General features: G+C 37.2%; 11 protein-coding genes and 1 riboswitch. Of the genes, 3 read left to right on the top strand and 8 right to left on the bottom strand.

Translation table 11 applies throughout. From position 1 onward, the window contains the following. Positions 1–67: 67 nt before the first annotated feature. Complete coding sequence (locus MKY30_RS17075; protein WP_339286002.1) at positions 68–919, bottom strand: hypothetical protein; 852 nt, start codon at positions 917–919, stop codon at positions 68–70. A 324-nt stretch (positions 920–1243) separates the two neighbouring features. Beyond that, positions 1244–1348, top strand: a riboswitch (SAM riboswitch). 78 nt (positions 1349–1426) lie between these two features. Here MKY30_RS17075 and MKY30_RS17070 point away from each other — a divergent pair. Continuing rightward, positions 1427–2533 (top strand): methionine biosynthesis PLP-dependent protein, encoded by a 1107-nt coding sequence (locus MKY30_RS17070; protein WP_339286001.1) that lies wholly within the window; start codon positions 1427–1429, stop codon positions 2531–2533. A 250-nt stretch (positions 2534–2783) separates the two neighbouring features. On the opposite strand, the gene spx is transcribed toward MKY30_RS17070, so the two are convergent. Beyond that, positions 2784–3191: a transcriptional regulator Spx gene (spx, locus tag MKY30_RS17065; protein WP_147207997.1), complete on the bottom strand. Its 408-nt coding sequence runs from the start codon at positions 3189–3191 to the stop codon at positions 2784–2786. 243 nt (positions 3192–3434) lie between these two features. After that, positions 3435–4799: a D-alanyl-D-alanine carboxypeptidase/D-alanyl-D-alanine endopeptidase gene (dacB, locus tag MKY30_RS17060; protein ID WP_156985432.1), complete on the bottom strand. Its 1365-nt coding sequence runs from the start codon at positions 4797–4799 to the stop codon at positions 3435–3437. Positions 4800–4935: 136 nt separating this feature from the next. Here dacB and MKY30_RS17055 point away from each other — a divergent pair, with 136 nt between their 5' ends. After that, positions 4936–5031 (top strand): YjcZ family sporulation protein, encoded by a 96-nt coding sequence (locus tag MKY30_RS17055; RefSeq protein ID WP_147207999.1) that lies wholly within the window; start codon positions 4936–4938, stop codon positions 5029–5031. Positions 5032–5331: 300 nt separating this feature from the next. Here the strand turns inward: MKY30_RS17055 and MKY30_RS17050 are convergent, their stop codons facing one another. Further along, positions 5332–5547, bottom strand: coding sequence for a twin-arginine translocase TatA/TatE family subunit (locus tag MKY30_RS17050; RefSeq protein WP_147208000.1), 216 nt, complete (start codon positions 5545–5547; stop codon positions 5332–5334). 77 nt (positions 5548–5624) lie between these two features. Then, positions 5625–7241, bottom strand: coding sequence for a M20/M25/M40 family metallo-hydrolase (locus tag MKY30_RS17045; protein ID WP_147208001.1), 1617 nt, complete (start codon positions 7239–7241; stop codon positions 5625–5627). A 178-nt stretch (positions 7242–7419) separates the two neighbouring features. Between MKY30_RS17045 and htpX the strand changes: the two genes are divergently transcribed. Then, complete coding sequence (gene htpX, locus MKY30_RS17040; protein WP_147208003.1) at positions 7420–8325, top strand: protease HtpX; 906 nt, start codon at positions 7420–7422, stop codon at positions 8323–8325. Positions 8326–8391: 66 nt separating this feature from the next. On the opposite strand, the gene MKY30_RS17035 is transcribed toward htpX, so the two are convergent. The 3 genes from MKY30_RS17035 to pruA all read right to left on the bottom strand — a co-directional run bounded on the left by MKY30_RS17035 (position 8392) and on the right by pruA (position 12776). Further along, a complete protein-coding gene (locus MKY30_RS17035; protein WP_341084893.1) occupies positions 8392–9426 on the bottom strand; it encodes a lactonase family protein in 1035 nt (344 codons plus the stop codon). A 619-nt stretch (positions 9427–10045) separates the two neighbouring features. Further along, the gene (locus MKY30_RS17030; RefSeq protein ID WP_341084891.1) at positions 10046–11047 is read right to left on the bottom strand and encodes a proline dehydrogenase family protein; all 1002 of its coding nucleotides are present in this window, start codon (positions 11045–11047) and stop codon (positions 10046–10048) included. Positions 11048–11228: 181 nt separating this feature from the next. After that, positions 11229–12776 (bottom strand): L-glutamate gamma-semialdehyde dehydrogenase, encoded by a 1548-nt coding sequence (gene pruA, locus MKY30_RS17025; protein WP_341084890.1) that lies wholly within the window; start codon positions 12774–12776, stop codon positions 11229–11231. Between the last annotated feature and the right edge of the window lie 37 nt (positions 12777–12813).

Genomic DNA, 12813 nt, shown 5'->3' with positions numbered 1-12813 from the left:
AATCTCTTTTTGTCTTTTTTTGTTTTCGATTATATTCAGATTTAAAAAAAACATAGTATATAATTATTTACTCAGAGTAAACCGTTGCTACGCTCTTGTTGTCATCATCTTTAGATTCATCATTATCCGGTTCCTGATCAGAAGTATCTTCTGTATCTTCATTTACTTCTTCATTGTCCTCTTCATCTAAATCTTCTTCATCTTTTCCCGGCTCAGGTTCTTTACCTCCTGTGCCTTCTTCTTTGTCGCTATCTTTGTCTGGATTGTCCTCTGTATTTTCTGGTGGATTATTATTTTCTTTTACAGTATCTTCTGTATCTTCGGATTTAGAGCCACTAGAATCAGAAGGCTTTTTATTTTCATCAGAGTGTATCTTGCTGCCAGATGCTGATGAGCTTTGATAACGATCTGCTTCTGTTTTTTCCTTTGAATTATTCGCTTCACCACCGGCAGTGTTTCTTTCATTGGAATAATTATTACTTTGCTCTTTCTCTTCAGTTTGTGCTTGATTGCTTTCACCTTTTGTTATTTGGGAAGAAGGTTCTTCCTCAGAAGTTGAATAAGTTTCACTTTTCACTTCTGTTTCTTGTACTGCATAAGCTTCGTCCTGAATTTCTGTTTCTTGAGCCGTGTTTGTATCTTCCTGTACCTCTACTTCATCATCTTGAGAATTATGATGATTATTTAAATCGACAGTCTGATAAATTTGCTGATTATTTGATAACAATTTATTCTCCCATGAAGTTGTAAAAAGCTCTACACTTTCGCCAGTTTGTCCATTTGCAGCTTCTCCGACCCGGGTATTCAGCTCCATCTGGTATTGTGTGGAGCGATTTTCATTATAAATCCCGATACCGACGATAATGATACATCCTGTTAACATACAAATGTTAACCAATAATAGCTTTTTTTTACGCATATATCTTCTTCCTTTTTTAATATATTTTCATACTGTTGCTTTTTCACCCTTTTTATTTCAGACCTTCATAATCTTTTTAATTGAGTGTCTAATTTGCAATACATTATTCAAATAAATACTAACACTACTATTGTAATCTTCATCTCATACCTTTTCAAATACTTTTCGCGTTTTTTTGAATTCTTATTTCCTGCTCTTCATTATTCTATAGAGTAAAAGCTTGGTATGACTGAAGTCTGCTTTTGAATATTCTCCAAAATAAAACTTGATTTTTTTTCCTGGCTCTTGTACAGTAAACGTAATTATAAATGAATAAAATTTTAATTCTTATCCAGAGAGACGGAGGGACTGGCCCGATGATGTCTCAGCAACCAGCTTGTCATAGCAAGGTGCTAATTCCAGAAGGGTCTATCCCTTTAAAGATAAGAAGCGTATGATACGGATGTTATACCCTTCTTATTCCTAAAATAAGAAGGTTTTTTTATTTCTAAGGAGGCTGAATGAAAGATGAAAAAATTAGAAACTGCGTTAGTACAGCTAGGTAACAAAACAGATGAACGTACAGGAGCAATAAATCCGCCTATTTATATGTCAACAGCATATCAGCATCAAGGCATCGGTCATTCTACCGGTTATGATTATTCCCGTACCAAAAATCCAACAAGGTCCGTATTAGAGGATGGATTTGCAAAACTGGAAGAAGGGGATGCTTCTTTTGCCTGCAGTTCAGGGATGGCTGCTATTCAATTAATCCTCTCCTCCCTTTTTCGTCATGGCGATCATCTTATTGCAACAAAAGATATTTATGGTGGTACTTATCGAATTTTTGATCATTTTGAAAAAGCATATAATATTTCTGTAACCTATGATGAATGTCAAGATATCTCGAAAACAGAACGATGTATTAACGAAAATACGAAAGCGATATTTTTAGAGACGCCAACAAATCCTTTACTGCAAGAAGTAGATATTGAAAAATACTCAAAACTGGCAAAAAAACATAATTTGCTGCTAATTGTCGATAATACATTTTTGACCCCTTATCTGCAGCAGCCTATTACACTGGGTGCAGATATTGTTGTTCATAGCGCAACAAAATATATCGGCGGTCATAACGATGTACTGGCAGGTATTGTGGTTACAAAAAGTCCAGCTCTGTCTGAAAAAATATTTGAAATGCATAACGCTTCCGGCGCAACATTATCTGCATCAGACTGCTGGCTTCTTGTCAGAGGGTTAAAAACACTTGCACTTCGCATGCAGCGTCATGAGGAAAATGCACAGAAAGTTGCGGATTACTTGCAAAAGCATCCGGCAATCCGCCGGGTTTATTATCCTAATAAAGGCGGTATGCTTTCTTTTTGTTTAGCAGATGCCGATCAGGTAAGGTCCTTTTTAGCTAATCTAAACTTAATTGTATTTGCCGAAAGTCTGGGCGGTGTAGAAAGCTTTATTACCTATCCCACTACACAAACACACGCTGATATGCCGGAAGAAGAAAGAAACAGCCGGGGAATTGGTAATGATCTTCTTCGTTTCTCGGTGGGAATTGAAGATGCCGGGGATTTGATAGCAGATATTGAACAAGCATTGCAGGATGACGAAAAAAAATAAAAACAAAACTTTACTCAAAAAAGTCCCGGCTCTTCTCCCAGGAAATCGAGCTGACGATTTAATTACCCACAATGGCAAAGAGTGTTACATTGTGATAAAAAAGTTACAAAAATGAGGCAACCTCAATATGAGGCTGCCCCGTATTTTTCTTTATAAAGTAAACCTATTCTCTTTCATACTCTATTCAAAGCTTTAAAACTTACGCAATTCCATAGTATATTCTGATATTTAAGGTTTATTTAAGGTTTATTTAACCTTTTATCAATCCTAAATCTACCTTCCATTGTAACCATTGAAGCTGCCGTGTTTTCCTAGGTAAAAATTGACGAATATCCTCCTCGTGATAACCGACCTGGAATCTCTTTTCATCAACCAGAATCGGACTTTTCAGCAGTCTCGGATACTTATGGATTAATTTTAGTAAGGTTTGTAAAGGAAGCTCCTCTACATTCAAATTTAGTTCTTTGTAAATTTTAGAACGGGTTGAAAGAATCTCATCCGTACCTTCTACAGTCATTTGTAAAATATTTTTCAATTCTTCAATAGTCAACGGTTGGTGTAAAATATTACGTTCTTTATATGCAATCCCATGTTTGCGAAACCATTGTCTCGCTTTTCTTGTAGATGAGCAAGATACTCCGTAAATATGCACTGTCATATCCATTCTCCTTATTATTTGACATATCCATTACAAGAATCAAAATGATAATGTTTGAAATGACAACTTTTTTTAGCTTTTTTCATTTCATTAATCTATCTTAGCTACAACTTTAGCATGGAAATGTGGTAAAACTATGGTAAGGCCATGAAAAAAACATAAAATGAAGCTTAATTTATATAAAGTATACAATTTTTCAAGCCGGTTATTTGCCTAAACCCCTGATTTATCAATACCTTTACCTTAAGACCAATTTTCTATTACAGCCAACAATGCTATTAATTCATCCTCCAGCTCTTTCCCTTTATCCTCATCTAACAAATGATTAAATAATACGGAAAAAATAAGCCGCTCTCCATTCACGTTTGTTAAGTAGCCGGAAAGTGTGCTGGTCCCTTCAATCGTTCCTGTTTTCGCCCGAACTTCTAATCCTTTCATCCGCTTCCGTAATGTACCGCCGACCATTTTATCTTCTTCTCCCGCTATCGGTAAACTCTTTAAAAATTCAGGGAACCAGTTTTCCTCCTGTATTTCAAAAAGTAAATGTGTTAATTCTTCAGCGGGAATAAAGTTAGCAGCTGAAATTCCAGAACCATCCTTTAATTGGATAGTATCCAGATTTATACGGTACGGAGCTAAATTTTCTTTAACTGCCGCTATGCCGGATTCCCATGAACCGTCATCATACATAATACGCCCTAATTCTTTTGTAAGCATCTCACCTATCCCATTATTGCTCAGCTTCATAAATGGAATTAAAATACTGGATAATGGCAATGACTGCTGCCGGTAAATACATTTTGCATCTGTTTTTTTCTTTCCTCTTTTTATTTCACCTTCCAGAACAATCCCTGTGCTTTTAAAAATATGCCGGATTGTTTTTGCAATATAATTTTCAACATCTTTGATCGCCATATATACTTCTTGCTTTCCCTCTTTGATTCCTATTTTTCCCGATATAAAAAAATGATTTTCATCATTAAGCCGTTTTACAATAAGTTCTTCTTCATCAGCCTCCTCTACGGTTATCGCTTCATTTGTTATTGAAATTCCTTCTGTATGAGGAGAAACTTCTACATTAGGAGGGTGATTGTTTTTCTCCGGTTCTATTGTGAGCTTAATGGCATTCGTATCATAATCTGAATCTGGAGCAATCGTTAATGCAGATACTTCTGATCCATATGCATATTGCTGATCCTTCCATATTAAATCCTCAGACCACCGAATATCGTCATACCAGCTATCATCAAGAATAAAGTCCCCATATATATGTCTGATGCCTTGTTCCTTTATAGAAGCTGCAAATTGCATATAATCCTTTAACTGTAAAGTTGGATCTCCTTTTCCAACTAGATATATATTTCCATGGCATCCTTTATTTACTATTTCTCCATCACAATAAACCTCTGTTTGAAATGTATAATCAGGACCCAATTTTCTTAAAGCAGCAACTGCTGTTAATATTTTTAAATTGGAGGCCGGCTGAAGACGTGCAGATGCAAAATAATTGTACAAACTCATTCCACTTGTGCCGGACCGGATACTAAGACCCAATAGGCTTCCTTCGTTTTTACATTTATCTATTAAAAAATCCTTTAGCTTCTTCATTGATTTCACCTCAGATTACAGAATATGTGTATCTGAGATTAATTCGATATCCATAGGTTAAAATCCTTTTTTCTAGTCAAATACCCTCTCAAACAGAAAAGCATTTCATATATTAACCTTACAGGGGGTGTAAATAATGAGTAGTTATAATGAATTTGGCGGAGGTTTTGCGCTGCTGGTAGTATTGTTCATCTTATTAATTATTGTAGGAACTTCTTATTGGGGATCCTAATGATTCCATAACAAACAATTTTTCCTCCTCTTCCCTATGGTTAACTAGCTATTTTACGTACAATTAGCTTGTATAAACAGATCGTGATTATGAACGCTTGTAAAGACACTCTGCAAAGCCTCTTTACAAGCAATTTTTATGTTTATTTTAAAAAACAAAAAAATCACTTGTTCTTTAAAACATTGGTGTTTTTGCCAAGGTGAAGGAGATGTCCGCATCAACACTCTTATATATTTATCTTATTCTTTCAAATAAAAAACAAGGCGCGTGATTTAAGCATCAAATAGCGCCTTGTTTTTCTTATTTTGTTGAACTGTTTCCAGATTCATCATTATTCTCTTGCAGTTCGTTCTTTTTGTCTTCCTCAGACATTATATTATTAGCTGAATTTTTGAATTCCCTTAAGGTTTGTCCGGCTGCCTTCCCGATTTCCGGAAGTTTTTTAGGACCGAAAATAATTAAAGCAAGTACAACAATCAGGATCAAACCTGGAACACCTATATTTGCTGGACTCATGGAACCACACCTCCATTCTGATTTTATTATAAAGCATTTCTTTCTATTTTATAATGGGTAATTCAATAAAAATATGACTAATTGTCTTCTTTTTGTGAAATTTGCAGAATGAGCTGACGAATTAAATATGGAAATTGCTCGAATGCATTGGAAATGTGCAGTCTTTCTGTTCTTTTATGAGCATCATGACCAAATGGCCCTACATTTAAAACAGGTGCGTTCAATTCACGCATCGACGAAAATGGTAATTCATAAGAGTCGCCCCAGACTGGAGTATTTTCTTCATAAACCTGTAAATCCGTATCACTGCCTCGATAATTGACATAGCTTAAATCACAAATACCATTTAAGAAATGACTTCTTTTTATCTCTAATTGAAATTTCTTTTTCGCCTCTTTTTCCACAAAGTCCACACAAAATTCTACAAAGGGGTTTCCACTGGAATTTACAGCTGGATAATAAGGCGGTGCAAATAAAATCACTATTGCAGGCGCAAGCTCCTGACAATGAATCATTAAACTGTCTGTAATCCGCAGCGATTTTTCTCTATCATCATATTCATCATTATAATGAATATCTTTTTTCAATTCTTCAATAAATTCATTTCCCAGTTTACTTTCAGCATACTCCAATAACTCCTTATAAGCAATTACTTTAACATGCCCGATTGGCTGTACCTGATTATCTTCACATACCTTTTTATATCGTTCATTGCATTGTAATGCCGCTTTTTTAGCAGTCTGTTCGAATAAAGCAAAGGCCTCTTCAGCCGTCCGCTCTAAAAGAAAAATATTATATAAAGCAGAAGAACGGTATGGCGTTTGTGTAGAATAGCGCAGCCGTAAATCCGTTTGTTGCAGCGTAACCGGAAGCGGGGCTGTCTCACCAAGCACCGTTTCCTGAAAAATCGGATTCCATTCTATTTCTTTTGTTAAGAAAGAAGATATAAATGGTGATGTCATTCCGCTTAAAGGTTCCCCGGCATGCGTTTCCTTTCCATAGAATAAAGCTCCTGCCAGTACCTTTCCTATCGTTCCGCTATAAATATAGTGTGTGTTATCTTTAGGGTCATGCCGGAATGTCGGCTCACTGTTTAAAAACAGAGTGTAGGTTATATTGTGCTGTTTCTGTAAATCAATAAGTGCAGGGATAGCAAAGCGCATCCCTGCTGAATTGACTTCTTCATCCGGAACCGTCAGTAAAACCAGGTTAATCGGCCACTCCTCTATACTCGCTTGTTCAATCAAGCTCATATGCATGACAAGCCCCATCTTCATATCCATTGTCCCGCGCCCAAACAAGAAATCTCCAGATTCAATATCTGCACGAATATCTCTTGAAAAAGTATCCTTTTGTTCCAGATATATTTTAGTAAGCTCCTCAGGTTGAGTTGCCAGCGGCTCCAGAGAACCATATTCCTCTGTATTCACCGTATCAAAATGACTAATTAAGCAAATTGTTTGCTTGGCATCCGGATGTTTATATAAAGCAGTTAAAAGTTTACGACGCTGATCCGCCTCATGTAAATTTAAGTAAGAAGGATTTTTATGAAAATAATCTAGATCCTGAAGCTTCGCATACAGTTTCCTCGGAAACTGCTTTTCTCCCTCTGAAAGACTAATACTCTTCCAGCTGACAAGCTCATTTAACAGCTGCCGCAATTGACTGGCGCTATTCCATTGAAATGTACCCACTAAACCCCCGCCTTTCTCTCAACATTACTTTCTATTATATCAGCTATTGAACACGTTTACATTATTTACATTTATTCTCTTTTTTTATTATTTACATTCTTAAGCTAGATAACAGTACAGCCTATAGGAAAAAATATGATATGATTTAGAAAAGAGAAAATTCATCAGGAGGTTATTTATGGGGAAAAGAATTACTTTATTTCTGTTAACAAACATCTTAGTTTTGACGACAATCGTTATTGTCTGGTCCATTATTACAAGTATATTTGATATCGGGCCAAGCTATCGTTCAGATGGCGGAATTGATTATCTTTCACTTATGGTGTTTAGTATTATTGTAGGTTTTACCGGCTCCTTTATTTCTTTAGGAATGTCACGCTGGATGGCCAAAACCATGATGAAGGTCAAGGTAATTGATCCCAATAATGCTGTCAGTGGACAGGAACGTGCTGTTTATGAAAAGGTAGAGCGGTTATCCCGTGCTGCAGGGCTGAGTCACACACCACAGGTTGGTATTTACCCTTCTCATGAGGTAAATGCATTTGCAACGGGACCAAGTAAGAAACGTTCTTTAGTTGCTGTTTCTCAAGGACTTCTGGATAGTATGGACGAAGATGCTGTAGAAGGAGTAATTGCGCACGAAGTAGCTCACGTAGCAAATGGTGATATGGTAACAATGACTTTATTACAAGGAATTATCAATACATTTGTCGTCTTTTTATCCCGTGTTGCTGCAATGATTGTTTCCAGATTTGTACGTTCTGAGCTCCAATGGATCGTTCAATTTGCTGCTATTATTATTTTTCAAATCTTATTTTCTATTTTAGGAAGCTTTGTCGTCAGTGCTTATTCCAGACACAGGGAATACCACGCGGATCGAGGCGGCGCTGATTTAGCCGGTAAAGATAAAATGACACATGCTTTACACTCTTTAAAAGCTTATATTAGTCGTGCAGAATCAGATGATCACACAAATGATACAGCAATTCAAACAATGAAAATCAGTAATAAATCCAGTATTTTTAGAGCTTTATCCTCTCACCCGCCACTGGAAGAACGAATTGCTAGATTAGAACAGCGTTAAGAAAATAAAACTTCCTTCTACAGAGAGTTTACACTCCTCCGCAGAAGGAAGTTTTTTAATACCTAATTATGAAAGAAACTTCACACAAACTACTTCTGGAACATCAATTACCTGATCTGTCTGCGTTAATTTTCCTGTTTCTGTATCTCTGCTAAACAGCACAACATCTCCAGTATTCTGATTAGAAGCAAGCAGAAATTGTTCAGTGGGATCAAGAACAAAGTCTCTTGGCCAATCTCCGCCAGATGGCGTAAATTCAAGAAATGTTAATTCACCACTATTTTCATCGACTTTGAAAGAAGCTATACTGTTATGCCCACGATTGCCTGTATAAAGAAACTTTCCATCTGAAGTGATATGGATAGCACTTGCATCATTTGTTTCTTTAAAATCAGCAGGTTTTGCTAGAATCGTCTGCTTCTCTGTAAATTCCCCTGTCTCACTATTGTAATTTAAAACAATAACTTCTGTAGAAAGCTCTGTAATTACATAAGCAATTGGTTTATTCGGATGAAAAGTAATATGCCTTGGTCCGCTTCCCGGCTTTGCATGATAGCTACTTACTTCTTTCAAAGAGGAACCTTCCACCTTATACGTTACTAAACGATCTGTTCCTAAATCTGCAACGACAACAAATTTTTTATCTGGCGTAAATCCAGAGAAATGAACATGCGGTTTTTCTTGTCTTTCATGCGGACCGTTTCCTTCATGCTTTGTAAAATGACCCTGCTCTACTTCTCCATTTTCATTTATAAAATGAAGTCCAATATCGCCCTTATGGTAATTGCCTGTTAATAATATATTTTCTGCAGCCTCTACATAACAAGGTGGATTTCCTTCTACCAATTGGCCGTTTAACGGAAGCAATTCACCACTCGTTTTATCAACACGGAAAGCATTTACGCCTCCCATATCCTCTTCCTGAGCAACTGCATATAAAAAATCTTGCTTTTCATTAAAATTAATATATGTTGGGTTTCCAAGCTCTGCTGCTACCTCAGAAGCAGACAGCTGTCCTTTATCGGTATCCAGTGTAAATCGATATACTCCCTGGCTTGTCTTTCTTGTGTATGTCCCTGCATAACCAAAGTATTTACTCATTTGAATGCATCCTTTCTTAAAGCTAACTTGTTTATTAGCTTATTGTATCATCTAACTTAAAAAGGTTACATACTAAAGTATTTTCTAATACTTTTTTAAAGAGTAGGAAAGTATATAAGATGCTGGAGATAGCCGCTCCAACGGGTTTCATGGGGTGAGTAATCTTAGGCCCCAGAAATACACTACGCTTTCCGTGGGCCCCGAGCTCATCTCCTCAAAAAAAAGAAGAGCACTTTTTTCCTGCGGAGGCATACAGGACGTATGTCCGTTCGGTGTTGCGACAGGACGTCGCGAACTTAACCGAACTTCCTTCCGTTTTGCGCATTCCCACAGGAGTCTACGTGTATTTCTTCTGGGGCTGCGATTACTCGCCCCATCAAAAAGCGTCGCTAGAATCATTTTCTTTTCTTTGAAAGAAAGCAAATGAAACATATTTCTTCAAAGATGGGAACGGATGTTGTCGACTCCTACGGAAGAAGCAACAGGTGAAGACCCCGCAGGAAGTGGTCTTCTTCCGAGGAGGCTGAGGCGTTGTCCGTGGAAAGCGACTTCCCGCAGCGGACATCTCCTTGGAAAGAACACAAGTGTTTTAAAGACCAAGTGATTTTCTTTGTTTTTCTTATTCTTTCTTCTTTCGCTTCCCAAGAAAGAATAGCAATGCCAGAATCGCCGAACCAATGATAATCGGCTGCTTTTTTATCTTCTCATCCTCTGTATAAAAAACATCCTTCACAAGCAGATTCAGATTCTGCGGTCTTTCTGCCAGGCGGCGCATAAAGTAGCCAAACCAATCCTCTCCAAATGGAATGTATGTGCAGAATTGGTAGCCTTCCTTTACTAATTGATACTGCATATCCACGCGGAAACCATATAGCATTTGAAATTCAAAATTATCTTTTGTAATTTGGTGTTCTTCTATAAACTTCTTCAGTTCATTGATAATACGGTGATCATGTGTTGCAATGGAAGTAAAAGCTTTGCCAAGCAGCCTTTTTTTAGCTATTTCCAGAAAATTCCTATCAATATCTTCTTTAAAAGTATATGCTACAGTTCTTTCTTCTTTATAGGCTCCTTTCACAATGCGTAACCGCACATTCTCGAGCTCTTCTATGTCTTTCTCTACATCGTACAAATAGGTCTGTATGACTGTACCAATATTAGAATATCTTTGATGGAGCTGCTTTAAAATCTCTAAGGTCTTTCTATAGTGGCTATACTTCTCCATATCAATATTCACAAAAATATTATAATCATTTGCTACTTTTAGAATTTGTTCCACATTTTGAATACAGAAAGACTCTTCTATGTCTAAACCTAATTGCGTTAACTTTATAGACACATGACACTCCAAATTCTCTTCATTAATTTGATGGAGCATATGAATTATTTTCTCTTTGGCACGTTCTGACTCTTCTCTGTCTGTCACGAACTCGCCAAGGTGATCCATTGTACAAGATATCTTTTTTTTGTTTAATTCCCTGATAACAGGAATAACTGCATCAAAATCAGTCCCGGTTACAAAGCGCTCTGCTCCAAAGCGCGCACCGAATTTTTTAGCACTTTTATTTAAAAATTCATTATTTGAAAGTCCTATAAAGAAATCCTTTGCCAAGCTCGCCATTATACCTTCCCCCATCTCCAAAAACAAACTATGTGTTTGCAGAGCTGTTTTACATCTGTCCCTGCCGTTTATTATCCAAAGAAATCTAATAATCTCAAAGAAGTCTTAAATTATAAAAAGCTCCCTGTAAGCAGTAAAAAGGATTACGCTTTCTTCTGCTTACAGGGAAGCCTCCATCTATTTAAAATTGTTCAGATACAATTTTGGCTTCTAAGAAATGCTGAAGATAATCTGGTCCTCCTGCTTTGGAATCTGTTCCCGACATCTTAAACCCGCCAAATGGCTGATAGCCGACAATTGCTGCTGTGCAGCCACGGTTAAAATAGAGGTTACCTACATGAAAATCTTCTCGGGCGCGTTCTAAATGTGCACGGTTTGTAGATATGACAGCTCCAGTCAGACCGTACTCCGTATTGTTTGCAATTTCCAACAGTTCATCAAAGTCCTTTGCTTTTGCAAAAGCAACAACAGGTCCAAAAATTTCCTCCTGCATAATACGCGCTTTAGGGTCCAGGTCTTTGAAAATTGTCGGATAGATAAAGAATCCTTTGGTGTCATCTGCTTCTCCACCAAAAACAAGCTCTCCTTCTTCTTTACCGATTTCTATATAATTTTTAATTTTATCAAATTGTGTTTGATTAATGACAGAAGCCATATAAACATTTTCTTCTGATGGATTTCCGACTGTTAAGGTCTTCGCAATTTCAATAGATTTCTCTATGACTTCATCGTAGACATTCTCGTGAATGATAGCACGCGAGCAAGCAGAACATTTTTGTCCCGAGAAACCAAATGCAGAATGAACAATTGATTCTGCAGCCAAATCTAAATCTGCAGTTTCATCCACGATAATGGTGTCCTTCCCTCCCATTTCTGCAATAACTCGCTTCAGATGCTGCTGACCTTCCTGAATTTTAGCAGCACGTTCAAAAATACGGACACCTGTCGCCCTAGATCCGGTAAAGTTAATAAAATGTGTATCTTTATGATCTACCAGATAATCTCCAATTTCCTTTGGATCTCCAGATACAAAATTTAATACACCTTTTGGAAGGCCTGCTTCTTCTAAAACCTCCACAAGTTTATATGCAATAACCGGTGTATTCTCAGAAGGCTTTAACAATACTGGGTTTCCTGCAACAATTGGTGCTGCAACTGTTCCACATACAATAGCAAAAGCGAAATTCCATGGCGGAATAACTACACCCGGTCCCATAGCCTTATAAAAATACTTATTATTTTCAGTTATACGATCTTCAACATGCTTTCCCTGATCAAGCTCCAGCATCTGACGGCCATAATATTCCAGGAAGTCAATTCCCTCTGCAATATCGCCATCTGCCTGATCCCACGGCTTACCAGCATCTTGAATCAGCCATGCAGAAAATTCATGCTTACGACGGCGTACAATAGCTGCAGCCCGGAATAAAACATGCGCACGGTCCTCAACAGGAACTTTTCTCCAAGTTTCATAAGCTTTTACCGCAGCTTCAAAAGCTTGTTCTACATGTTCTTTCGTTGCTTTAGATACTTTTCCAACCACTTCTTCTTTATTTGCTGAGTTAATTGATACCAGCTTATCGTCTGTATAAATCTTTTCCCCATTGATTACAAGCGGATACTCCCTGCCCAGCTCTTTACGGACAGCAGTTAAAGCAGTCTCAAGCTGTTTTTTATTTTCTTCCACCTTAAAATCTGTAAATGGTTCATGTTTAAATGGCAATACCATGTAAAATACCCCCTAGAAAATAATTTGATCCTATACC

Origin of the sequence: Oceanobacillus sp. FSL W8-0428, from assembly GCF_038004405.1 — a bacterium.
GTDB classification, from domain to species: domain Bacteria; phylum Bacillota; class Bacilli; order Bacillales; family Amphibacillaceae; genus Oceanobacillus; species Oceanobacillus sojae.
The sequence above is the reverse complement of the archived record's forward strand: the minus strand, read 5'-3'. Positions and strand labels throughout refer to the sequence as shown.